General features: G+C 34.0%; 20 protein-coding genes, 2 tRNA genes and 1 pseudogene. 13 read left to right on the top strand and 10 right to left on the bottom strand.

Annotation, left to right across the window (positions count from 1 at the left end; genetic code table 11):
* The first annotated feature begins 3 nt into the window (after positions 1–3).
* The 6 genes from E0F91_RS12580 (at position 4) to E0F91_RS12605 (ending at position 7,050) form a co-directional block, all read left to right on the top strand.
* The gene (locus E0F91_RS12580) at positions 4–1,155 is read left to right on the top strand and encodes a formimidoylglutamase (protein WP_132066821.1); all 1,152 of its coding nucleotides are present in this window, start codon (positions 4–6) and stop codon (positions 1,153–1,155) included.
* Positions 1,156–1,282: 127 nt separating this feature from the next.
* Positions 1,283–2,683 (top strand): T9SS ring complex lipoprotein PorK/GldK, encoded by a 1,401-nt coding sequence (porK, locus tag E0F91_RS12585; protein WP_132066822.1) that lies wholly within the window; start codon positions 1,283–1,285, stop codon positions 2,681–2,683.
* Between the two features lie 39 nt (positions 2,684–2,722).
* Positions 2,723–3,370, top strand: a complete 648-nt coding sequence (gene porL / locus E0F91_RS12590) for a type IX secretion system motor protein PorL/GldL (protein WP_132066823.1) — start codon at positions 2,723–2,725, stop codon at positions 3,368–3,370.
* Positions 3,371–3,417: 47 nt separating this feature from the next.
* Positions 3,418–4,962 (top strand): type IX secretion system motor protein PorM/GldM, encoded by a 1,545-nt coding sequence (porM, locus tag E0F91_RS12595; RefSeq protein ID WP_132066824.1) that lies wholly within the window; start codon positions 3,418–3,420, stop codon positions 4,960–4,962.
* Between the two features lie 47 nt (positions 4,963–5,009).
* Positions 5,010–5,900, top strand: a complete 891-nt coding sequence (gene porN / locus E0F91_RS12600) for a type IX secretion system ring subunit PorN/GldN (RefSeq protein WP_132066835.1) — start codon at positions 5,010–5,012, stop codon at positions 5,898–5,900.
* Between the two features lie 97 nt (positions 5,901–5,997).
* Positions 5,998–7,050: an NAD(P)/FAD-dependent oxidoreductase gene (locus E0F91_RS12605; RefSeq protein WP_132066825.1), complete on the top strand. Its 1,053-nt coding sequence runs from the start codon at positions 5,998–6,000 to the stop codon at positions 7,048–7,050.
* Between the two features lie 2 nt (positions 7,051–7,052).
* Here the strand turns inward: E0F91_RS12605 and E0F91_RS12610 are convergent, their stop codons facing one another.
* Positions 7,053–7,436, bottom strand: coding sequence for a DUF983 domain-containing protein (locus E0F91_RS12610; RefSeq protein ID WP_132066826.1), 384 nt, complete (start codon positions 7,434–7,436; stop codon positions 7,053–7,055).
* 73 nt (positions 7,437–7,509) lie between these two features.
* On the opposite strand from E0F91_RS12610, the gene E0F91_RS12615 reads away from it, so the two are divergent.
* A complete protein-coding gene (locus E0F91_RS12615; RefSeq protein WP_066080753.1) occupies positions 7,510–9,417 on the top strand; it encodes an ABC transporter ATP-binding protein in 1,908 nt (635 codons plus the stop codon).
* Positions 9,418–9,448: 31 nt separating this feature from the next.
* Here the strand turns inward: E0F91_RS12615 and E0F91_RS12620 are convergent, their stop codons facing one another.
* The gene (locus tag E0F91_RS12620) at positions 9,449–10,417 is read right to left on the bottom strand and encodes an App1 family protein (RefSeq protein ID WP_132066827.1); all 969 of its coding nucleotides are present in this window, start codon (positions 10,415–10,417) and stop codon (positions 9,449–9,451) included.
* Positions 10,418–10,481: 64 nt separating this feature from the next.
* Between E0F91_RS12620 and E0F91_RS12625 the strand changes: the two genes are divergently transcribed.
* The gene (locus E0F91_RS12625) at positions 10,482–11,372 is read left to right on the top strand and encodes a diacylglycerol/lipid kinase family protein (RefSeq protein ID WP_132066828.1); all 891 of its coding nucleotides are present in this window, start codon (positions 10,482–10,484) and stop codon (positions 11,370–11,372) included.
* On the opposite strand, the gene E0F91_RS12630 is transcribed toward E0F91_RS12625, so the two are convergent.
* Positions 11,359–12,513, bottom strand: a complete 1,155-nt coding sequence (locus tag E0F91_RS12630; RefSeq protein WP_132066836.1) for a peptidogalycan biosysnthesis protein — start codon at positions 12,511–12,513, stop codon at positions 11,359–11,361. The genes E0F91_RS12625 and E0F91_RS12630 overlap by 14 nt on opposite strands.
* Positions 12,514–12,611: 98 nt before the next feature.
* Between E0F91_RS12630 and E0F91_RS12635 the strand changes: the two genes are divergently transcribed.
* Entirely contained in the window at positions 12,612–12,887 is a 276-nt protein-coding gene (locus E0F91_RS12635; RefSeq protein ID WP_073352704.1) for a 4a-hydroxytetrahydrobiopterin dehydratase, read from the top strand.
* Between the two features lie 332 nt (positions 12,888–13,219).
* On the top strand, positions 13,220–14,074 hold the full coding sequence (locus E0F91_RS12640; RefSeq protein ID WP_132066829.1) for a leucine-rich repeat domain-containing protein: 855 nt from the start codon (positions 13,220–13,222) through the stop codon (positions 14,072–14,074).
* Positions 14,075–14,781: 707 nt separating this feature from the next.
* Here E0F91_RS12640 and E0F91_RS12645 read toward each other — a convergent pair.
* Together E0F91_RS12645 and E0F91_RS12650 are read right to left on the bottom strand one after the other, a co-directional pair.
* Positions 14,782–14,854 (bottom strand) — tRNA-Met (locus E0F91_RS12645).
* Positions 14,855–14,886: 32 nt separating this feature from the next.
* Positions 14,887–14,959 (bottom strand) — tRNA-Met (locus E0F91_RS12650).
* Between the two features lie 118 nt (positions 14,960–15,077).
* Between E0F91_RS12650 and era the strand changes: the two genes are divergently transcribed.
* A complete protein-coding gene (era, locus tag E0F91_RS12655) occupies positions 15,078–15,959 on the top strand; it encodes a GTPase Era (RefSeq protein ID WP_091257312.1) in 882 nt (293 codons plus the stop codon).
* A gap of 159 nt (positions 15,960–16,118) precedes the next feature.
* Here the strand turns inward: era and E0F91_RS18010 are convergent, their stop codons facing one another.
* Positions 16,119–16,682: a hypothetical protein gene (locus tag E0F91_RS18010; RefSeq protein ID WP_243698898.1), complete on the bottom strand. Its 564-nt coding sequence runs from the start codon at positions 16,680–16,682 to the stop codon at positions 16,119–16,121.
* A gap of 41 nt (positions 16,683–16,723) precedes the next feature.
* Here E0F91_RS18010 and der point away from each other — a divergent pair, with 41 nt between their 5' ends.
* Positions 16,724–18,034, top strand: coding sequence for a ribosome biogenesis GTPase Der (gene der / locus E0F91_RS12665; protein ID WP_132066830.1), 1,311 nt, complete (start codon positions 16,724–16,726; stop codon positions 18,032–18,034).
* Positions 18,035–18,114: 80 nt separating this feature from the next.
* A complete protein-coding gene (locus tag E0F91_RS12670) occupies positions 18,115–18,906 on the top strand; it encodes an SDR family oxidoreductase (protein WP_132066831.1) in 792 nt (263 codons plus the stop codon).
* A gap of 97 nt (positions 18,907–19,003) precedes the next feature.
* Here the strand turns inward: E0F91_RS12670 and E0F91_RS12675 are convergent, their stop codons facing one another.
* The 4 genes and pseudogenes from E0F91_RS12675 to E0F91_RS17855 all read right to left on the bottom strand — a co-directional run.
* A complete protein-coding gene (locus E0F91_RS12675; RefSeq protein WP_132066832.1) occupies positions 19,004–19,246 on the bottom strand; it encodes a hypothetical protein in 243 nt (80 codons plus the stop codon).
* 105 nt (positions 19,247–19,351) lie between these two features.
* Positions 19,352–20,092, bottom strand: a complete 741-nt coding sequence (locus E0F91_RS12680; protein WP_243698899.1) for a DUF2490 domain-containing protein — start codon at positions 20,090–20,092, stop codon at positions 19,352–19,354.
* A gap of 180 nt (positions 20,093–20,272) precedes the next feature.
* Positions 20,273–22,831, bottom strand: a complete 2,559-nt coding sequence (locus E0F91_RS12685) for a TonB-dependent receptor (RefSeq protein WP_243698900.1) — start codon at positions 22,829–22,831, stop codon at positions 20,273–20,275.
* A 90-nt stretch (positions 22,832–22,921) separates the two neighbouring features.
* Positions 22,922–23,143: pseudogene (locus E0F91_RS17855) on the bottom strand (IS4 family transposase); the annotation flags it as partial.

A 23,143-nucleotide genomic window follows, 5' to 3' on the forward strand; every position in this document is an offset into this window, starting at 1 on the left:
AAAATGGAATTTGATTTTCTGAAACCCGTAGATGATGAAGTTCTGGAATATATAAACGGATTGACTTCTCAGCAATTAGGAAGTAAAATAGTGTTGCATACAGAAAAACAATTTCCAGATTTAAATAAGATTAAAATTGCTTTAATAGGCGTTTTAGAGAATCGAGGAGATGAAAAAGCGGTTTCGGATGTTGATTTAGTACCACTTAGAAAAAAGCTATATGGCTTGTTTCCGGGGAATTGGGATGCTTCTATTGCTGATTTAGGTGATATTTTAGCAGGAAATTCTGCGGAAGACACTTATTTTGCTTTAAAAAAAGTGGTTGCAAGTTTAATCAAGAAAAAAATTACGCCTATAGTTATTGGCGGTTCTCAAGATTTGACATATGCGCTTTACAGAGCATACGATGATTTAGAACAAATGGTGAATTTAGTTTCCATTGACAATAAATTTGATTTCGGTAAGGATGAAGAGGAAGTTTCGGCTTCTTCTTACTTGACAAAGATTATTGTAGACGAACCGAATAATCTTTTCAATTATTGTAATATTGGATATCAGACTTATTTTAATTCACAGGAAGAAATAGATTTGATTGAAAAACTATTTTTTGATGCCTATAGATTAGGAGAAGTTTCTAATAACATCGCTATTTCAGAACCAGTTTTTAGAGATGCTGATTTAGTAAGTGTTGATATGAATTCTATAAAATCCTCGGATTCTGGAAATTTCATTTCGTTTCAGCCTAATGGTTTTAATGGTAAAGAAATTTGTTCTTTGTCGCGATATGCTGGAATAAGTGATAAAGTATCTTCGTTTGGGATATTTAACCATACTAATTCAACTCAAGAGGCGGTATTGATCGCACAGATAATTTGGTATTTTATTGAAGGGTTTCATTATCGTTCGAACGAGTATCCATTTGGAAGCAAAGAAAATTATATAAAGTATAATGTTCCCCTAGAAGAAGAAGAGCTTGTTTTTTATAGAAGTGATAAAACAGATCGCTGGTGGATAGAAATTCCATTTATTTCAAATGTTAATAATAAATTAAAAAGAAACACGTTATTACCCTGTTCTTATGATGAATATTTGTTGGCTTGCAATCAGGAATTACCTGAAAGATGGTGGAAAGCACAAAGAAAAAACATCGTTTAGAATCTTTTTTTGCTTATTTATTATTTTTTTATAAAAAACAGTTTGTTTAGTGTAAAAAAATTGTTTTTCTAAAAAATAATAAATAGGTTTACACACTTAAAAATAATGAATAGATAACCAAATTTATATGAAGAAGTTCATAGCTTTTACAACAATTTTGACCCTTTTAATTGGCTGTGGTAAATCAAGTGATAAAGGAGAATTAGTTGGTATTAATGGAGGAAAATGGCATCCTGAGAAGCCTTATGGAATGGCATTAATTCCAGGTGGTGCATTTATCATGGGTAAATCAGATGCTGATTTAGCTAATGTAGAAGATGCTCCTACAAAAACAGTTACCGTTCGTTCGTTCTACATGGATGAAACGGAAATTACTAACAGTGAATACCGTCAATTTGTAGAATGGGTAAAAGACTCTACTATGAGAGTTCGATTAGCTATTCTAGCTGATGAAAGTGGTCAAACTGCAGGAACAGGTAAAGGTAAAAATGCTGGAAGTATTGGTGATTTTGCTTTTAACGACTCTGATCCTGAGAAAATGACAGCGTATGACAAGTACATGTATGATAATTACTATAGTGTAGGTACTGCTGACGACCCTTACGCTGGTAGAAAACTGAATAAAAAAGTAAAATTAATTAAAGATACCAAATTGTATCCTGATGAATATTACGCTGAGGTGATGGATTCTATGTATTTACCTATTGAAGAATCATACAACGGTTTAAGAACTATTGATGTTAATAAATTAAAATTCCGTTACTCTTGGATGGATATTCAGGCTGCTGCCAAAGCAAAAGTAGGAAGAAGAAAAGATTTCATCAAAACAGAAGAAGTTAATGTTTATCCAGATACAACAGTTTGGATCAAGGATTTTGCATACTCTTATAATGAGCCAATGCACAATGACTATTTTTGGCATAAAGCGTATGGAGATTATCCTGTTGTTGGAGTGAAATGGACTCAAGCTAAAGCTTTTTGTGCATGGAGAACATTAAACAAAAATAGTTACGTAAAATCAAAAAAGAAAGGTCAAGATTTAATAAATTCTTTCCGATTACCAACAGAAGCAGAATGGGAATATTCTGCAAGAGGTGGTCTTGAGTCTGCGACATATCCTTGGGGTGGTCCGTATACAAAAAATGATAGAGGCTGTTTTTTAGCTAATTTTAAGCCAAATAGAGGCGATTATGCTGCTGATGAAGCTTTGTATACTGTGGAGGCAAAATCGTATGAACCTAATGGGTATAACCTTTATAATATGGCTGGGAATGTTTCTGAGTGGACCGATTCTTCGTATGATTCAAATGCTTATGAATATGTTTCCTCAATGAATCCAAATGTTCTCGATGCCTCAAATAAACGTAAAGTACTTCGTGGTGGTTCCTGGAAAGACGTTGCTTATTTCCTACAAGTAAGTACTAGAGATTATGAATATGCTGATTCAGCTAGAAGTTATATTGGTTTTAGAACCGTTCAAGATTACATGGGAATCCAAACCACCGGAAACGGGAAAAAGAAAAAATAAAAAAAAAACCAAATCTATTAAATTTTAAATTACATTATTATGGCATTATTAGGCAAAAAAGCGATGAATTTCGCGTACGGTATGGGAGCGGCGGTTGTAATCATTGGCGCTTTATTCAAAATTACCCATATTGAATTTGGTCCAATTACTGGTAATCTTATGCTAACTATTGGTCTTGTTGTAGAAGCAGCTATTTTTGCACTTTCTGCTTTCGAGCCAGTTGATGATGAATATAAATGGGAAATGGTTTACCCACAACTTAAAGATAAAAATGCTATTGCAGTTGCTAAGCCAGTTGCACCAGCAGCGGATGCGCAAGGGATGTTATCTCAAAAACTAGACGCCATGCTAAAAGACGCTAAAATTGATGGGGAATTAATGGCAAGCTTAGGAAGCAGCATTAAAAATTTCGAATCAGCGGCTAAAGGAATCGCTCCAACAGTGGATTCTATGAATTCTACTAAAAAGTACAGTGAAGAATTAACTTTGGCTGCTGCCCAAATGGAATCTTTAAATAGTTTATACAAAATACAGTTGCAAAGTGCTTCTAGAAATGCCCAAATAAATGAAGAAGTTGCTGAAAATAACTTAAAATTAAAAGATCAAATGCAATCATTGACTTCTAATCTTTCGTCTTTAAACAACGTATATGGAGGAATGCTTTCTGCAATGAGTAACAAAGGATAATTAGTTTCGAACTATACAAAAAACAATAAACTAATTATTTAGAAAATATGGCAGGAGGAAAACTAACCCCTAGACAGAAGATGATAAACCTAATGTACTTGGTTTTTATCGCAATGTTAGCATTAAATATGTCCAAAGAAGTATTATCTGCATTTGGATTAATGAATGAAAAATTTGAAGGCTCTAACTCTTCCGCTGTGCAGTCAAATGCTCAAATGTTAGCGGGATTAGATGCAAAAGCGGCTGAAGCAGGTGGAGAATTTAAAATTGCAGCAGTCACAGCTCACAAAGTAGAGGTTATCACAAAGAACTTTTATGATTATATTGAATCAATAAAATCACAGGTTTTAGTAGGCACAGAAGTAGATCCTGAAACAGGGAAATTGCCTTACGAGGCAATGGACAAAGGAGATAATATTGATAATTTATGGTTTAGCCCAGCGGGTTATTCTACTAAAGGGAAAGAAGTTATTGCCACAATTGAAAAGTATAAAGCGGATATGAAATTGGCTTTAGGGGATAATAAAAAATTAGCACCAATTTTATCTGAAGTTCAAACTAAGTTTAGTTTGGCAGATGTGAAAAATAAAGATGGAATAGCAATACCTTATTTAGACTATCATTTTAAAGGTTTTCCAGCTGTAGCATCATTGGCAAAATTATCTGCATGGCAAAATGATGTTAAAAAAGCAGAATCAGATGTTTACAGCACTGCATTGGGTAAAGCGGCCGTTGCTGCAGCCTCTTACAATAATTATGAAGCTATTGTAGTATTAGATAAAAATGCTTATTTTCAAGGGGAACAAGTTACAGGAAAAGTAGTATTGGGTCGTTATGACGAGAATACTAAACCTTCTAGCGTTACTGGTGCACGATTGGATCCAGCTACAGGTCAAGCTAAAATAGCTTTAACCGCTGGAGGTGTAGGTGAACAAAATATTTCGGGACAATTTACTTTTGTTGAAGATGGTAAAACAATTCCTCTAAAATTCGCTGGAAAATATGTTGTTGTACCAAGACCTAATTCGGCTACAATTTCAGCAGACAAAATGAACGTAGTATATAGAGGAGTTTCTAATCCAATGACGATTTCATTTGCTGGTATTCCTGATAATGCTGTTAATGCTTCTGCTCCAGGTTTATCAAAGGTGGGCAACGGCAAATACGTTATGAATCCTGGTGGAGGTAATGAAGTTGTAGTAAGCGTTTCAGGTAAAATGTCTGACGGAAAAGTGGCTAATGATAAAAAAGTATTTAGAATCAAAGGTATTCCAGGTCCAACAGGAACAATTAGAGGAGAAATGGGAGTCGTAAAAGGGCCTAAATCGAATTTAGAAATAGCAACAATTGGAGCAAAATTAGTTGATTTTGATTTTGAAGTTGGTTTAGATGTTGTTGGATTTAATTTAAAAGTAACAGGTCAACCTACAGTTGTTGTTCAAGGAAATAGATTAAATGCACAATGCAAAGCGGTTCTTTCAAAAGCAGGAAGAGGAGATCAGGTAACAATCTCTGAAATTAAAACTAAACTTGTCGGAGCAGGTAGTTATTTATTGCCAAGAACTGCTCCAGTAATTTTTGAAATACAATAATAAGTAGGTTTTGGTAACCTATTTCAATATCTTATAAGGATAACATGATGAATGTAAGAAATTTTTTAATCGCCATTATCTCTATTTCCGGAAGTTTTGTGTCAGTAGCGCAATCCAATCTGCTAAATGCAAAAATTCCAGAAGAAATAGGGCTTAAAACTGCTGCTCAACTTGATTCAGATAACGATAAGCCTTTGGCTTACGGTTATGTGCATGATAGAGATGTTTTGATGGGAAAGACTACATGGGAAATTATTGATTTGAGCGAAAAAATTAATTTTGCTTTGTACTTTCCAATTGATACTGCAAACATTGGATCAGACAGAAGGTCATTGTATGACGTGTTAACCAAAGCAATGAAAAATGGTGAAATTACAGAAGTGTATACCGATAGCTATTTTAATACTAAGAAATCGTTACAAGACATTCAGGGATCTCTTACGCGAATTGATACTACGGATGCGGGTAGAGAGCAAATTAACGCTGGAAATCAAATTTCTGATGAGTATATTTTGAGAACAGATTTATCAGCACAAGACGTAACACAATATAAGATTAAAGGATATTGGTATTTTGATAAGCGTCAAAGTGAATTGAAATATCGTTTGTTAGGATTGTGTCCTGTTACTCCAGATGTATATACCGTGAACAGCGATGAAAAAGATTATATTGAACTGTTTTGGATCTTTTTTCCTGCTGCAAGAGAGGTTTTGCATGAAGCTAAGGCTTTCAATGATAAAAATTCAGCGATGCCCATTTCATTTGATCAAATTTTAAATTCAAGACGTTTTAATGCGCTTATTTATAAAGAAGATAATGCATATGGAGATAGATCTATTGAGGAATACATGAAAGATAATGCACAAAATCAGCTGTTAGAATCCGAGAGAGTGAAGGATAAAATTCGGAATTTTGAATCAGATATGTGGAACTATTAATTTTTTTCAAAAAAAAATTTTAAAAACTCTTACTGTAATGGTAAGAGTTTTTTGTTTTAAAGGGTTTTCTTTGTATTTCGTTTTAAAGAGCTACTACATGACTGATTATTTAATTATAGGTGCTGGTTTAGCAGGTATTTCATTTGCAGAAAAGGCCTTGCAAAATGACAAATCTATTTTTGTTATAGATAATAATTCCCAAAATTCTTCCAAAATTGCAGGTGGCCTATACAATCCAGTTATTCTAAAGCGATTTAGCGAGGTATGGAAAGCTAAGGAACAATTAGAATTAATGGAACAGTTTTATGCTGTTTTAGAGGAAAAGCTAAAATGTACTTTTGATTTTAAAAGACCCATCTTAAGGAAATTCTTTTCCGTTGAAGAGCAGAATAATTGGTTTTCTGCTTCTGATAAATTAGCATTAGCCCCCTTTTTATCTACTCAATTAATTTCTAGAAAATACCCCGGAATTGATTCGCCTTATGGTTATGGTGAGGTTTTACAAACAGGCTATGTAGATACTGCTTTGTTAGTCGAAAAATATAGAGAATATCTGTTAGATAATCTGTGGTTTCGAGAAGAATCTTTTGATTATGCAGCTTTACTGGTTGAGACAGTTGGAATTCGCTATAAAGATATTCACGCGAAACATATTGTTTTTGCTGAGGGTTTTGGCATGCATGCTAATCCTTTTTTTAAAGATTTACCATTAGATGGTACTAAAGGAGAGCTTTTTATAATCAAAGCGCCCAAATTAGATTTAGATGTAATTGTGAATACCAGCGTATTTATTTTGCCGCTTGGCAATGATTTATTCAAGGTGGGTGCAACTTACAATTGGAAAGATAAAACAAATTTACCTTCAGAAGAGGGAAGAATAGAATTGGTAGAAAGAATACAAGAAATAATAACTTGTGATTTTGAGATTATAGCCCATTTTGCAGGTGTTCGCCCTACGGTAAAAGACAGACGGCCGTTAGTAGGAACCCTCGAGAATCACCAAAGTATTCATATTTTGAACGGTTTGGGGACAAGAGGTGTGATGCTGGGACCAGCCATGGCTAAAGAACTGTTTGAGGCTATAGAATATGAAACCCCATTAGATCCTGCTATTGATATTAGACGATTTAAAACTAAAGAAAAGAAGTAAAACTATTTTAGTTTGTTCTTTGAGTCGTAGGAAACAAACATGTTAATATAGATGTTTCTGGCCCAACGTAAAACGAATGGGAATGATATAAGAAGTGAAACGATAATCACTATAAAAGCCACTTTAAGGCTAGATCCTAAAAATAAAAACGAGATAATAAAGGCTGCGACTCCTATGGCAACATTTAAGCCGTAACTAACGTACATTGCACCATAAAAAAAGGAGGGCTCAATTTGATAATGTAACCCACAATTACTGCAATTTTCATGCATTTTTAATATTTTATTTAAATGAAGTGGATTTTTATCTAAATACATACTCTCATTCTGACATTTAGGACAAGTTCCTGTTAAAATGCTATATAATTTGGATCCTTTTTTTAACATTTGCAAAAAATTTAATTTTTCCTTTTTTGGAGTTACAAATTTATGCATTCGAAAAGGAATAAAATCACAATACATGCTTAATATACACAATTTATCTGTTTCTTTTGGTGGTACTTATTTGTTTGAAGAAGTTACCTTTCGATTGGGTGCCGGGGACAGAGTTGGTCTTGTTGGGAAAAATGGAGCCGGAAAATCTACTATGCTTAAAATGTTGGCTAGAGATTTTGCTCCTGATTCAGGGGTTATTTCTCAAGAGAAAGATATCCGTATGGGATTTCTGCGTCAGGACATTGATTTTGAACAAGGTAGAACAGTTCTTGAAGAAGCTTATGAAGCTTTTACGGAAATAAAAATTGTAGAAAAAAAGCTGGAGGAGATTAATCATTTGTTAGTAACCCGTACGGACTATGAAAGTGATGAATACAGTCAAATCATAGAAGATCTATCTGATTATACCCATAGATTTGAGCTATTAGGAGGGTACAATTATGTAGGTGATACGGAGAAAATTCTTCTGGGATTGGGTTTTAAAAGAGAAGTTTTCGATAATCAAACTGAAACGTTTTCTGGTGGTTGGAGAATGCGGATCGAATTAGCCAAATTATTGTTGCAAGCCAATGATGTTTTGTTACTGGATGAGCCAACGAATCACTTGGATATAGAAAGTATTATTTGGTTAGAAAGTTTCTTGCGAAATTATCCAGGTGTTGTAGTGATTGTTTCGCATGATAAAATGTTTTTGGATAACGTAACCAACAGGACGATTGAAATTTCGTTAGGAAAAGCCTATGATTTTAATAAGCCCTATTCTCAGTATTTAGAATTACGTCATGAAATTCGGGAGAAACAATTGGCAACGCAAAAAAATCAAGCCAAAAAAATTGAAGAGACGGAGAAATTAATTGAAAAATTTCGTGCCAAAGCTTCCAAAGCTTCGATGGCTCAATCTTTAATTAAAAAACTAGATAAAGTAGAACGTATTGAGGTTGACGAAGATGATAATTCAGTGATGAATATTTCTTTTCCTGTCTCTAAAGAACCGGGAAGAGTAGTAATTGAAGCGGAGCATGTGACTAAAAGCTACGGTGCTGTAACGATTTTGAAAGATATTAACTTGTTAGTAGAGCGGGGAAGCAAGATTGCATTTGTTGGACAAAATGGGCAAGGAAAATCTACTTTTATCAAAGCTATAGTTGATGAATTTGAGTACCAAGGAAACATTAAATTAGGTCATAATGTACAACTAGGCTATTTTGCTCAGAATCAAGCCGAATATTTGGATGGTGAAATTACTTTATTGCAAACCATGGAGGATGCGGCAGCAGATACAAACCGAATGAAGGTGCGTGATATGCTGGGTTCTTTTTTGTTTAGAGGTGATGATGTAGATAAAAAAGTAAAAGTGCTTTCAGGAGGCGAAAGAAATCGTTTAGCGTTGTGTAAATTATTATTACAACCTATTAACGTGTTGTTGATGGATGAGCCTACAAATCACTTAGACATTAAATCGAAAAATGTTTTGAAAGCGGCACTTCAAAAATTTGGTGGGACATTATTGCTGGTTTCACACGATAGGGATTTCTTGCAAGGAATGTCAAATTTGGTATATGAATTTAAAGACCAAAAAATCAAAGAATATTTAGGCGATATCAACTATTTCTTAGAACAACGCAATATGGAAAACATGCGCGAAGTCGAGAAGAAAGATGCTGAGAAAGCTGCTGCACCTAAAGAAAGTAATAAAGCTTCCTACGAAGACCAGAAAAAGGGAAAAGCATTGCAAAACAAACTAAGCAAAGTGGAGAGTCAAATTAAGCAATTAGAAAAAGACATACAGCAGGACGATAAAATGTTGGCTTCAAATTATGATAAGCACATTGAAGATGCAAAGTTTTTTACAGCCTACAATAAGAAAAAAGCAGAATTAGACAAACTCCTGCTGGATTGGGAAGTTGTTCAAGAAGAAATCGATCATTTATAATAATAGAGAGTTCCGTAATGGAGCTCTTTTTTTATGTAATAATTCCTATTGATTTGGAATGTGCGATGGCTTCACTACTGTTTTTAAAATAACAAATGGAAACATTTAATGTCTCTAAATTTTTCATAACAGTTATTATTTTTTGTTTTTTTGTGGTGCCAGTTTGTCGGATGTAAACTGCTTTTACTGTTACAGGGAAAATTTTGCAAATGGCTTCATATAAAAAAGGATCATGTTGCGAATCGTCTCCAAGAAGCACGTACTCTAAATTGGGGTAAAATTCTAGAATGTGTTTTATTTTGTCAAACTTATGATTGTGGTTTCCTCTTCCGGTCATAAAGAAGTCGGTGAGACTCGTTTTAATGTCCTTTAACAATAAAACAGCTTTTGGAAGCTTGTGAATTTCTGTAAATTTGGTAATAAAACGATATAAATTCCATTCACTGCTGGAAACATAAAAAAAAGCATTAAACTCCTCTTTATTGTCTCTTCCGGCAGTACTTAAAGCTTGATAATGGGTGACAACGTCTTCATATATTTTTCTCTTATTTACATTTTTAAACAACAGAACATATAATTTTTTCCAGGGGTTTAGCGTGTGTGACACTAAAAAAGTATCATCGATATCAGATATGATTCCTAAATTTCCTTTGTGTGGTCGAATGTAACTGTCTTTTGTAGTGATGGTCACATTCCTGTGCATTATGCTTACTTCATAATCAATCCAGCCATAGTTCGTGTCTTGGTCCAATGGGACACAAAATTTAAAATAGCCATCTACTAATGTTTTGGTATGAATTTTGGAATTGTTGTGTTTCAAATAGACATCGGCATTGGGCTGCGTTTTTATTTGGAACATTTTAATAACTGAAGTAGCGTTTTTTAGATTCTTTTTTTGAAAATTATACTCTTCAACAGACGTCGGTTTAAAGACATGCCCCATGACAATTAATTCTTGTTCATTTGCGTAGCCTCGGTATAATTTTAAAATAGGTTTCATATAATATAGTACTTTTGATAAAATATGAATTTAAAGTTTTTTAATCAATAAAAGAAGAAAAAGTTTGAAAAAGAATATCATGTTGGTGGTAAATCCTATCTCTGGAGATGTCGATAAGTCCGAACTTGTTGATGCTACGACTGCTTACGCTGAAAAAGAAAATTTGAATCTCGTGATTTATAATACTTCTGGAATTTCAGATATTGAAAATATAAAAGTACTCTATGCTACCTATATTCCAAAACGAATTATTGTTGCTGGTGGAGATGGCACAATAAAAATGGTGGCGGAAGCCATGGAAACACTTGACGTGATCATCGGAATTTTACCAGCTGGTTCCGCCAATGGTTTAGCAGTAGATTTGAATTTACCCACAACCATTGAAGAAAACTTAGCAGTTGCTTTTCACAACGATTATATGGCGATAGATATGATTTCCATTAACGGAAAAAAAAGTATCCATTTAAGTGATTTGGGAATCAATGCAGAAATGATTAAGAATTATGAAAATAGCAGTATCCGAGGCAAATGGGGATATGCTTTACAAACCGTTTCAACTTTGATTGATTTAGAAGATCCATTTATCGCGACCATTACTGGTGATTTTCCCACGATAGAATGTGAGGCGAGAATGATCGTAATCGCTAATTCTCAGAAATATGGTACTGGGGTTTCCATAAATCCAAATGGTATCATGGATGATGGAAAGTTTGAATTGGTTATTTTGAAAAATATGGATTTAGTGGTTCTAGGCAAAATCATAACCGGTAATATGCCAATCGATGTGAATGATGTAGAGATTATTTCGACTGATAAAGCCTTTATAACAACAAACATTCCGGTTAGTTTTCAAATCGATGGCGAATATTGTGGAACAGAAACCAAGCTGGTCATTGAAATTTTACCCAAACAAATGAAAGTGGCTATTCCTAAATTACCGATTAAATGTATTTAAACGGATTTCGTTGTTGCCAAATACTTTCGGGTTCTAAATATTTGAATATTTTTGACATGTACGGATTCACTAGTGCATTGCTGTGTGCAATAAGTCCAAACATTTTTATGGGTTTAGCACCAACAGAACTTTTTATTTCTAATGCTGTTCTAGCAAAAACTATTTCCTTGAAGCCTTTGTTTATGGAGTAAGCAATCATATCATATAACATGTTTAAATAAAGCATCTTTTCTCGTTGAATGCTGTCGTCATAGCCAAGAAAATACGTATCCATGATTGCTCCATTTTTTATTAAAGTATTGAAGCCAATTAGTTTTTCGCCAATAAAATAACCATAAAAAAGGAATTTGTCTTTAAAGATTTCTTTAAAAATTCTAAAATGGTTTTTTGGTAGAAAAAAAGTATTAAAAGGAGCATTTTTAGCAACATGAAAATACAGCTCATAAATGGTGTCTTCCAGTGAAATAATGTCTTCCAGATTTAATTTTCGTTTCTGTATGTCAGTTGCCCTCTTACGCGCTCTTTTATACTGATCTCTGTATTTTTTTGAAAGAGAATCAATGTAATCTTGCTCTGATTTCCAATTTTCATTGATGTAAAAAACCATATTCGGTTGTGTCGAAAATTGATAATCATTTTCGAATTCTGGAATGGCGAAGTTTTTGATTTCTTCCTCACTAAAATCTTTATAGGTCGTAATATGAATAGTAACACCTTTAGATTTAAATATTTTTTTTAATTCCGTTGTAGCGAAATATAAGGCTTTCATCGCTTTTTTCTTATCGATTGAATCGGATAAAGCATAGCAATTTTGTCCTGTTAGCATGTTGTTTCCAAGGACCAAAACTTGTGATCCGAAATTTCTAAAAACAATATTGCGGACGGCAGTTTTTATACATTGGTCTCTTTCTCCAAAAGATGTTAATTTATTCAAATTTAGAAATTGAGAAAGGGAAATACCCACTAAAGTCTCCTTTTCAAAAATGCCAATAAAATGACAAATCATGTTATCAGGAGACGATTTTTCTAAAACTTCTAAGTATTTTTTGGATAAAAATACAGTTGAAATTGCTACATCATCCCAATTTAAAGGAAGTTGCGCTGTTGAAGTATAAATTTTAAAGGAATAATCGGTGTTCAAATTGAGTAGAAATGTTTTTTCCAAAATTAGTTAATAAAGTTAAAGTATCATTGATTGTCTAGAAATTAAGTAACTTTATGTGATAAAATAAATAAATTATGAAAACCTATTCAGAGGAATCCATTCAAACCCATTTGGAAGAGCTAAAAGGCTGGACATTTAACAATAGCGGAATTGAGAAAAAGTTTAAATTTGCTGATTTTACTCAAGCTTTGGGTTTTATTGTACAAGTAGGAGTGATGGCAGAGAAAAGAAGCCACCATCCGGAATTATTTAATGTCTATAATAAGGTGACTATTCGGTTGACCACGCATGATGCTGGTGGAGTCACGGATAAGGATATTGATTTGGCACAGGCTATAGAAAAAATTTAGAAAAAATTCGTCTTGATCTTCACAAGACGAATTTTTATTAAAGACATAGTTGTATTTCACTTTGAGCTTATTTTTTATCAAATTCGAAAGGAATAATGTGCGTAGCGCTTCAAGTAATTTGGCGGTTTAAAACCTGAAAGTCAAACCATTAAAAATTGATTGGTATTTTTGAGGGAGTTTTTTTAAACTCTTAATAAAATAAAATAGCTTTAAATTAAATTTATTATAGGAAATTACTGTATATAAAATCAAATACAATGTAGTTTGTCGATTTTATTTGCTGATTAACTATTTAGTAAGTAGTTTTATGACTGAAAATTAAATTTCCAGCTATGAAAATTATACCTACACTTATTTTAACTTTTTTGTTTTCTTTTTCAATGCTTGCAAATATATCTCAGTCTGAGAGAGAAGTTTTGGTGAAATTGTACGAAGCTACAAATGGGAAGCAATGGAATAACAAGTGGGATTTGTCCTCACCAGTTTCCACATGGTATGGTGTTCAAGTTCAAGAGGATAAAGTGATCTCAATTCGATTAGCTGATAATAATCTAATAGGTGAAATCCCAGCTGAGATAGTAAATTTGATTGGTCTTCAAGAATTGGATTTACACAAAAATCAGATTTCAGGAGCGATCCCTGTTTTTATTGGAAAGCTAAAAGAATTGAAAGTATTGAATCTTTCTTTTAATAAGTTGTCAGGATCTATTCCTGCTTCAGTTTGTGAAATGGCTAATTTGAAAGATTTAGAATTATATATGAATGCACTCACGGGAGAATTACCTATGCAAATAGGTGCGCTAAAGCAATTAGAAGTTTTATCATTATTTAATAATGAACTTGTTGGAGAAATTCCAAATTCTCTTTACGATGTAAGAACGATGAAGGTTTTGCTGCTAAACAGTAATAAACTTGTAGGAGGATTGAGTAAAGATGTTGAGAACATGATTGCTTTAGAAAATTTTAGTTTATTTGATAACAAGATGGACGGTCAAGTGCCTTTTGAATTAGAAAATTTGAACAATCTAAAAGAAATGAATATATCATACAACAGATTTAATGGTTTGGTATCTAAAGATTTAGCTGTTTTAGATACTTTGAACATGACGATGTTGAACGACCAAGGAATAACCGTTTTATTAGATGTAAGAACTAATAGAAATTCAGCTCTTGTTTCAGAGGATTAATTCGAGTTATAATTTGAGATGCTAATATTTAATAAAAGTTACTTGGTTTCGGATATTTAGTTTTAATAAACTTAGTTGGTTAAAAACCTGTATGACTTGTCGTATGGGTTTTTTTATTTAATCAAAGTGTAGCAATCAATACCTAATTTACTTTTCTTAGGTTCGGTAGAACCCTTTATTAAGTAACTATTTTTTTGAGTTAGTAGGAATTCAGTAATATAACGATAACATGAAAAGAATCGAATTCAAGGGTAATTGTTTCTGCAAGCTTTATCTGAATTATTAAGCTGTGAGCATCTTTACCTTTTTGCTATTTCCAATACTTACCTTTTTTCAATATACATACTGCCGTTTTATTGTGCTATAAATCGGTTTTGATACGTAGTCCAAAGTAATTTTTTAAGTATTATTTTCAATACCTATAATTCTTGAAGATAATTTATGTGCTAAAAGGGTAAAGAGTAGACATAGATATACGCAAAAATAGAGATGGCGAGTAGGTTTTTCAATCCTATTTGTTCAAGCAAAGTTCATTTTGATGGTTATGATGATAAATAGGAAATTTTAGAAGGTAAATCGATCTTGTTTTGGCATTTAGATTTTTGATTTTTTTTGTTTCCTAGAAAAGAATTTATTCAATTAAAAATTGAAAAGTTATCGTTACCATAAATAAAAAAAAGCTCCAGATTTCTCTGAAGCTTTTCTAGTAGCGGGAACAGGACTCGAACCTGTGACCTTCGGGTTATGAGCCCGACGAGCTGCCTACTGCTCTATCCCGCGATGTGCGTTTGTAATTTCAATAAAATTCTTAGTAGCGGGAACAGGACTCGAACCTGTGACCTTCGGGTTATGAGCCCGACGAGCTGCCTACTGCTCTATCCCGCGTTGTTTCGGGTGCAAATGTACAACTAAATTTAAGAAAGCCAAACATAAATTTAATAAAATGTTTTATTTCATCTATTGACTTGATATAACTACCTTTGTGCCATAAATTATAATAGAAATGTCACATAAAGCAGGTTTTGTAAATATCATCGGGAATCCAAATGTTGGTAAGTCCACATTAATGAACGCTTTCGTAGGGGAGCGTTTGTCAATCATCACATCAAAAGCACAAACAACACGTCATAGAATTCTAGGAATTGTAAATGGGGAAGATTTTCAATTGATCTTATCTGATACGCCCGGAATTATCAAACCAGCCTACGAAATGCAGGCTTCGATGATGAATTTTGTGAAGTCAGCTTTTGAAGATGCTGACATCTTAATTTATATGGTAGAAATTGGTGAACAAGATTTGAAAGACGAAGCATTTTTTAATAAAATCATTCATGCTACAATTCCAGTTCTTCTTTTATTGAATAAAATAGATAATTCTAACCAAGAACAACTCGAAGAGCAAGTGGCTTTTTGGACCGCGAAAGTTCCCAATGCAGAAATTTTTCCAATATCAGCTTTGCAGAATTTTAATGTGCCAGAAGTATTTGGAAGAATAATAGAATTGTTACCGGAATCGCCAGCGTATTATCCAAAAGATCAACTTACGGACAAACCAGAACGTTTCTTTGTAAACGAAACCATTCGGGAGAAAATATTGTTGAATTACAGCAAAGAAATTCCATACGCAGTCGAAATTGTAACCGAAGAGTTTTTTGAAGATGAAAATATCATTAGAATCCGTTCTTTGATTATGGTGGAACGTGAAACTCAAAAAGGAATTATAATAGGGCATAAAGGTGCTGCTTTGAAAAAAGTAGGAATGGAAGCCCGTGTCGATTTAGAGAAGTTTTTTGGAAAACAAATTCATATCGAATTGGTAGTGAAAGTAAATAAAAACTGGAGAAGCAACGTTAATATGTTAAAGCGTTTTGGTTATAACCAGTAATTTTTTCTGGTCCGTTTTTTTAAAAATCAATATTGGAATTCAATTTTCGATATTGATTTTTTTTTAGCCCAGATAGCAGCGGCATCCTTTTATGCAGTCCCGAAACTTCGGGACTGCATAAAAGATATAGCGGAGAGCTGGAATTGCTCCAAATAAAAACTAAGATGCTATAATCTCCAAAAATAAATTTTCCAAATCATTCATTTGCTTGTGACCGTTACTTCGGATTTGTTTTGCTACGATATAGAGCAAAAACCAGGCGAAAACCATTAATCCCATAACGATTAGATCGAATGTTACGGGATTTTTCAGGATATAATTAGAATAAGCAATCCCCGAAAAAATCAAAAATATTCCCGCAATAATAAAATGGAAGAACATAAAAAGCGTCCATAAGGTTGGGTCAGGTCCAAATAGTGCTCTGATGTGTGTTTCGTTTTGGTCTTTTGATTCCATTTCTATGTGTAAATGAGGCGACCAATACGCTTTTTTAGGTCCTTTTATGTTTAACCAAATGTGATAACCACGAATTTTAACGAAGTAATCTTTGGACTTGATTTGGGTGTAATTTGCAAATTTAACTCGCAAAGCATCTATGTTTTGCGGAACATCTTTGTAAAATCGTAAGCGAAGTCTGAGTTCATTATTAGCGTCCATAGTAGTAAACTTGTAAGTGTTAAAAGGATAAGGTCTTGCTAATATATTAAAAATATTGATATTCATGGTTTTAAACACTACCTTTGCAAAATATTTGAATTTATATTATGAATAACATTGTTGCGATAGTAGGAAGACCTAATGTAGGGAAATCAACCCTTTTTAATAGGCTGATACAAAGAAGAGAAGCTATTGTAGATTCAGTATCGGGGGTGACCCGTGATAGAAACTATGGCAAAAGCGAGTGGAACGGAAAAGAGTTTTCTGTAATTGATACCGGCGGATATGTGCGTGGTTCTGATGATGTTTTTGAAGCAGAAATTCGAAAACAAGTAGAATTGGCTATTGATGAAGCCGATGTAATCATTTTTGTAGTTGATGTAGAAGAGGGGATTACTCCAATGGATGATGCCGTTGCGAGATTGTTGCGAAAAGTGACGAAACCAGTTTTACTTGCTGTAAATAAGGTGGATAATGCGATGCGTGAGAAAGATGCAATTGAGTTTTACAACCTTGGTTTAGGAGAATATTACACGTTTGCCAGTATTTCTGGAAGTGGAACAGGCGATTTATTGGATGCATTGATTGATGCTTTTCCTATTAAGCCAGAACCAACTCAAGAAGAAGTGGTATTGCCTCGTTTTGCAGTGGTTGGTCGTCCTAATGCTGGAAAATCAAGTTTTATCAACGCTTTAATTGGTAAAGAGCGTTACATTGTTACTGATATTGCGGGAACAACCCGTGATTCAATTGATACAAAATTTGACCGTTTTGGTTTCGAATTCAACTTAGTGGATACTGCGGGAATCCGTCGTAAAGCTAAAGTGAAGGAAGATTTAGAGTTCTATTCTGTAATGCGTTCCGTTCGTGCGATTGAGCATGCTGATATTTGTATTTTGATTATTGATGCCACACGTGGATTTGAAGGCCAGGATCAAAGTATTTTTTGGTTGGCTGAGAAAAACCGTAAAGGAGTTGTAATCCTAGTAAACAAATGGGATTTAGTCGAAAAAGAAACGATGTCAACCCGTGATTATGAAGAAAAAATTAGAGAAGAATTAATGCCGTTTACGGATGTGCCTATTCTTTTTGTTTCGGCATTAACAAAACAACGTTTGTTGAAAGCATTGGAAGCAACGGTAAAAGTTTTTGAAAACAGACAACAACGCATTGCGACATCAAAATTCAATGAGTTTATGTTGAAAGTGATTGAAGCGTATCCGCCGCCAGCAACAAAAGGGAAATATGTAAAAATTAAATATTGCATGCAGTTGCCAACACCAACCCCACAATTTGTGTTTTTTGCCAATATGCCGCAATATGTAAAAGAACCCTACAAACGTTATCTGGAAAATAAAATTAGAGAAAACTGGGACTTTTCAGGAGTGCCAATCGATATTTATATCAGAGAGAAATAGTCTTTATTTCCATAATTACACTAAAAAGTTTATTGAGTTTGTAAAAGCTCGGTAAACTTTTTTTATTTTTAAGAAAAAATATGAATGCAATAAATGGCAAAATAGTTTGGATTACAGGCGCTTCAAGCGGAATAGGAGAGGCTCTTGCTTATGAATTAGCAGCTAAAAATTGCAAACTAATTCTTTCGGCTCGAAATAGGGATGCTTTAGAAACTGTGAAATCGAAGTGTTCAAACACAGAAGTTATCATTTTACCTTTTGATCTGGTTGATTTTGACAACGCCAAAAATCATGCAGAAAAAGCCATTGCTGCCTTTGGAAAAATTGATATTCTAGTGAATAACGGTGGAGTAAGCCAACGCTCACTGATTGTAGAAACCGATTTTGAGGTGGATAAAAAACTCATTGAAGTAGATTATCTTGGAACAGTTGCGTTGACAAAAGCTTTGTTGCCTCATTTTATTAAAAATAAGAAAGGATATTTTGTTACTGTAACGAGTTTGATGGGGAAATTTGGTTCGCCATATCGTTCTGGCTATTGTGGCGCAAAACATGCTTTACATGGTTTTTTTGATGTTTTGAGAATGGAACATCAACGGGACAATATCAATGTCACCTTAATTTGTCCGGGATTTATTCAAACGGATGTGGCTAAAAATGCACTTACTGCTGATGGATCGAAACAAAATATAGATGATGAAGCTACTCAAAATGGAATGCCAACAAGTATGTTTGCCAAAAAATTTGTTAAAGCAGTTGAATCGAATGCTTTTGAAGTTTACATTGGTGTCAAAGAAACTATGGGCGTTTATTTGAAACGATTTTTTCCAAAATGGTTGCATCATTTTGTTTTAAAAAGCAAAGTAAGATAAATTTCAGTAGTAACTAATCAAAATTTAAATCAGAAATTCATAAGAATAGAAAATCCCGATTGCTCGGGATTTTTTGAGTTAAAATGGATTCGAATGATTAGCTTTCTTCTTTTTCTTCTTCCAAAGTCTCCATTGGATGATCACCGTACCAATCTTTAAAAGTTTTTCTAGTTGTATAATCATCAGTAAGGACGGTATAAACCATTAATAGTATTAACGGAATACCTACGCAATATAGGGTCATTATTACTGGTAAAGCAACGTTAGTTTGACATAAACCGGCAAATACAAAAACATAAATGGTGGTAAACCACACGAGTTTAATTGCAAAATTTTTCATGGCTATATCTTTTTATTAAAGTTACGCCATGAATTGCAAATATTAAGTTAATGTATTGGTAATCAATCTATAAAATAATTTATACTTGAAAATTATAAATGCTCTTTATACTTTTTTTGAGCTTTTAATTTTATGAAAAATACTGATTCGGATAATATCTCTGTTGAAATAATCGGTTCCATTAGCTCGTCGTTGAAAACTGTTTAGGTATCCGAGTTCAAATGCGACATTGTTATTGAGTCCATAATGTATGGCAGCATAAATTCTATTTTGATCAAATGTATTTTTAATTATATTTTTTCCAAAATTGAACATTATTTCATCGGAAAGTACAGCTTTTAACAGTTGCTTTTCTTTTTTCCAAAAAGTATATTCTGCTTGCAAGCGGTACCTGAAGCGCCATGAAAACAGGGTTCCTGGTAGTAGCATTTCTTTGTTTGCGTTGTGAATGAATCGCTCCTCTAACTGAAAACGCTGGTTAATCCCAAATTTCCCAAAAGTTTCTTTCCACGTAAGATCCTGTTGTCCTCGATATTCCGGTGTATTGTAATCAGGATTAATTTCAGGGACTTGCGTATCGACTGAGAAGTAGGCAAAGCCAGCGCCTGTCTCTAAATGTGCATTTATTTTATAGCGACCTTGAACTCGGATGACATATAAGTTTTCTTGTGTTGGTTTTAGAAAAAGTCGGTTGTCAAATTCAGAATGCAAAGACCATTTTTCGCTTAATAATAATTGATTGAAATAACGCGTCCAAAGAATGCTTTGATGATCTATCTTTTTTTCTGATTGAGCTTGACAGGCAAACGATACAAAGAAAAAGAAAATGATTTTAATAGTTTTCACTGAGACTTATTTCAATTTTGGCAAAACTACAAAAACTCTATTAAATCTATGGGGTATATTTTTTTAAAAATAGTTTTAATATTTTAATTACTTTATGGATAACATTCAATTAAAAAACAGCACTACTAAAATAAATATTTTTGCAGTGCTGTTCCAATTTTAATTTTAAAAATAGATGCTTTACAGAGAATAGTGGAGTGTAACGCCATACGTTCTTTGGTCTCCTAAAACGCCTGCATAATGGCCAGCATTTCCTCCTGCAGGAAGTAGCTGTTCATAATATTCTTTGTTTAAAAGGTTGCGTCCCCAGAATTGTACGGATAAACCATCAGCTGTACGAAAACCCAAACGCGCATTAAAAATAGCATATCCATCCACTACAAGAAATTTTGATGCTGAAGGACTGGACGAAAATTCAGAACGAGCGAATGAATCCAGAGCAAAGTATATTTTTCCATTATTTCCAAAGAATTTGGCATTTTCGGATAGTTCTCCACCTAGAGATCCAGCCCATTTTGAGGCTCCCGGCAAAGCACTTCCTGACACATCCTTAAATGATACTGCGGCACCTGTTTCTTCTAATGGTAAGGGAGCATTTGTAAATCGTACATATTTAGCATCAGTATACGTTGCTGCACCATTGATAGTCAAATGTTGGTTAATTACAAAACTAGCATCAATTTCAGCTCCTTTTACTTGTACCTTGTCTGCATTGGCAAGATAGCCTCTATTCACACCCAATTCTGCAGCCTGAACATTGGTTTGAAAGTTCTTGATATCGGTATTAAATAAAGTAAAGTTGAAAATAGAACTTCTAAGTGGAGTTGTTTTTATTCCTACTTCGTAGTGATTTACTTCTTCGGGTTTTACAACAGCAAGTTCAAGAATTGGCTGACCCGCCAAAGTAGGTAATCCGGCCACATTGACACCCACTGGTTTATAGCTTTTTGCAAATGTAGCATAACCATTCACTTTAGAGGATACTTTATACGATACTGTTAAGTTTCCCGACAAATCAGTGTTGTCTATATTGGAGGTAAAAGCTTGGTCGGTATACACCAGTCTTTTTAACGCTATTAAAGCAGGATCAGTGGTTTGAAGCCCTCCATAAGTGGTACGACTGTAGTCAGCGTCTTTTTTGTCAAAATTGTATCTCAATCCCGGTAATATATGCAAACGATCTGTAGCTTTCCAGTCTAATTGTCCAAATACAGCCGCACTAGAAGCTCTGATACGAGCATCTGTTTTTATTCCGTAGCCTTCAAAAAGTCCAGGTGTTCTCCATAAATTACTGGTTGTGCTTTGTGAAAATCGCCATTGTGCTGCTCCAGACTCTTCAGTGCCATCAGTTTGTGAGGTTTGATCAATGAAAAAAACACCCACAACACCGTTTAATTTGGAGTTAAGTTCTCCTGCATATCGTACTTCTTGAGTTATTTGAGTTTGTCTTGTTGGGTTTTGCGATTTTGCAAGCACCTGTAATCCCGTAAAATCTCTGTCATTTGATGGATCCCAATTCCAAAATCGCCAAGCAGTTGTTGAAGTTAGAGTTCCTTTTCCAATTTTAGAATCAATATTCAAGGAAACTCCACCCATTTCTTGCCCAGAGCGCCACGGCGTATCATGATCTATCTTTCGATCAAACGCATTCAAACTTGGCAATTGATAATTCAAATCGGTAATTATAGCATCAAATTGTCGGTAAGCTGCTCTTTGTGTTGGCGCTACACCAGCTATAACTTGAGCATAACCATCTGGTTTTTGGGTGGTAATATCTGCCGCTAAAACTATTGTTGTATGTTCTGTTAGTTGATACAATAATTGCCCTCTTATTCCTTGATTATTTAGCGTATTTGTTGCTCTGCCAGTTGCCACATTATCAATTAAACCATCTCTTTGTGTACCCGAAAAAGAGATTCGGCCTGCTATTTTTTTGCCTAGTGCTCCCGTAACCGAGGCTTTAGCTTGTAGGAAAGCATAATTCCCGTAGCTCAATTCAAAGTCAGCACCTGAAGTAAAACTTGGTTTGCGGGTTGTGATGTTAAAAGCACCTGATGTAGTGTTTTTACCAAATAAGGAACCTTGTGGGCCACGCAGTACTTCAATGCGTTCGACATCAATAAAATCTAAAGTTGTTGCCGCCGGACGCGCATAATACACGCCGTCTACATAAAAACCAACGCCTGGGTCGATGCCATCATTTGTTAGACCAAATGGTGATCCTAAACTACGAATGTTGATTCCTGTATTTCGCGGATTAGAGGAATACAACTGAACCGACGGAATTAGTTCTTTAATTCTATTGACATTAAAAGCGCCTGCTTGTTCCGCTTGTTTTCCTGTTATGACAGATACGGCTATGGGAATGTCTTGCGCTTTTTCGATACGCCTCCTTGAGGTGACTACAACCTCAGATAGTACTTTCTCTTCACCATAAGAAATTATTATTTCAAGTGGTTTGGCATTTTTTGGTAATTCAGCTATTCTAATCTCCTTGGTATTATAACCTGCATATTGCACAATAAGTGTGAATGGAAGTGACTTTGCCTCGATGGTGAATGTACCATCGGCTGCTGTACTTGTGCTATTTGAAGTTCCTTTAAGTACTATGTTGACATCTTCTATGGGTTCATCTTGTTCGTTTTTTACGACACCTTCTATGAGTGTTTGTCCAAAAGAGGTTGAAAAAGTAAGTAAAAAGATTACTATTGAACTTGTTTTTGTAAAGATTGATTTCATTATTATATAAATTATCACTGCTATCCGAAAGTTTTGAATAAAACTTAAAAACCCTTTGTTAAGTATTGTATTTGTTATAATTGTTGTTCTTTATTGAGAAAATAAGTCAGGTTTAAACAGCATTTTGTTTTGTTTTATTACTTTTTTTGCACCTTCATTAACTTGATTGCAAACATATTCTATGCTTAGATAAAAAGCTAAACATACTCTTATTTTTTCTACAAAATTAGAAAAGGTTTTTACTTTCTTGGCTATAGTTCTGTTTATGAGTTCTAATAACAAGTAACTTATTAAGGCGACATATATTTGAGA

Source organism: Flavobacterium sandaracinum (genome assembly GCF_004349135.1).
GTDB lineage: Bacteria > Bacteroidota > Bacteroidia > Flavobacteriales > Flavobacteriaceae > Flavobacterium > Flavobacterium sandaracinum.